We start from the raw sequence: 1,539 nt of genomic DNA, 5'->3' as shown, positions 1-1,539 counted from the left end.
ATTGTCCTATTTCCGTGCATTGCTATCTCCTTAGCCGTGGGGATGGTAATTAATGAAATCTTTATTAGTAACCCCACCAGACTTAAACTAAACCTCCGCATTGCCAAAATTCCGATCCTGATTGCTGCTGGCTTAGGAATTATCATCGGTTTAATTTCTGGACTGATTTACCAAATCCTGTTACTATCTCCTATGCCAGGAATTATAATTAGACTCCTAAGTTGGCTCTTAATAGGGAGCTCAGTAGGCTTGGCAGAGGGACTTACTTGGTGGTGGCGCAGTGTGGAAGCAGGGGATCCCAAACGCTTCCAACAACGGTTAAAAACTAGCATGATGGCTGCTAGTGGTGCAGCGTTAGTTGCTGCTCTACTGTTTGAATCCATCCGCCCACTGTTGAGTGAGATCGAAAACAGAGGTTTTGAAGACCCTCTAGGATTCTCCATTCTAGGCTTGGTGCTCGGTTTAGTGTTTAGCATTACCAATTCACCAAGTTATATGGCAGCACTGAGAGCGGGTGGTGGTTTTGAATACAGGGGAGATAACTATGAAGATATTGAGCCAGGGGTGACCACCGTCAATAATCCTTTTCCCTATATCAATAAGTCTCTACTAAAATTTGTCAGTAAAAGTAAAGCCTATGAAATCGAAGAGGGGTTGTCAATTCAATTACCTGCTACTGGCACGATTAGAATTGGCTCTGCTGTCAAACAGACAAACCATAAAGGAGGCTCTGATATTTATCTGCCTGGATTGCCACTCCATGTAGCAGACATAGTCGTGATGCAGCGCCAAGCTATCTTATCTCCAAATCCCCAACATTTCCATACTATCGAAATTAACGGTAAACCCTTGAAAAATCGCGACGATATTATTTTGAAACATAACCATGTCTTGACCTTTAACAGCCTTTATCCAGGAGGTAAAAATGAAGAAAAAATCTATCGCTTTGTCTACTACAATCGTTTCTTTGACCCGCAAGCTTAGTTTACTAATATTGTGTGCCGGTTGCCTTACTTATCCTAGTGGAGTACAGGCACAAGAAGCAAAAATTCTTAATGCCACCGTTGACGATGAACAGGTCAAAATTCGCATCCAAGTCAAAAATAAATATGACCAACCTGTCACCAATCTCACTGATGAAAATTTCCAGGTCTATGTAAATAATGATCAAGTTACCTTTAAGCCCAAGCATTGGAAAAATCCCACAGAAGCTGAGCAGCCTTCGGCCTGGATTGTCTTCTTACTAGACATGAGTGGCAGTATGGCAAATCCGGATAAACCAGGCTCTAGCCAAAGCAAACTGGAGGGAGCCACTGCAGCGATTCGGGAATTTATCAACAAGACAGCAGATCGCAGTAGTGATACTCAAGTGGCAATTGTTCCCTTTGGTGAACCCCATCCCCAATATTGTCCAGATGGCGGCTATCCTGTTAATCAAGCCACACTCAATAAATTTTTTCCTGTAGGAGACCCAGATCTCCAAAACTATCTTGATGAGCTTGCCAGTAAAAGACCCTGTGCTGCCACTAATGTCTACGA

2 protein-coding genes are annotated in these 1,539 nt (G+C 42.9%); both read left to right on the top strand.

The window, feature by feature from the left end; genetic code table 11:
* On the top strand, window positions 1-984 hold a 984-nt coding region (locus tag F6K38_RS41645), incomplete at its 5' end, for a hypothetical protein (RefSeq protein WP_287360699.1).
* On the top strand, window positions 926-1,539 hold a 614-nt coding region (locus F6K38_RS41640), incomplete at its 3' end, for a vWA domain-containing protein (RefSeq protein ID WP_287360696.1). The genes F6K38_RS41645 and F6K38_RS41640, both read left to right, overlap by 59 nt.

This window comes from Moorena sp. SIO3B2 (assembly GCF_010692525.1).
Taxonomy (GTDB): domain Bacteria; phylum Cyanobacteriota; class Cyanobacteriia; order Cyanobacteriales; family Coleofasciculaceae; genus Moorena; species Moorena producens.
The sequence above is the reverse complement of the archived record's forward strand: the minus strand, read 5'-3'. Positions and strand labels throughout refer to the sequence as shown.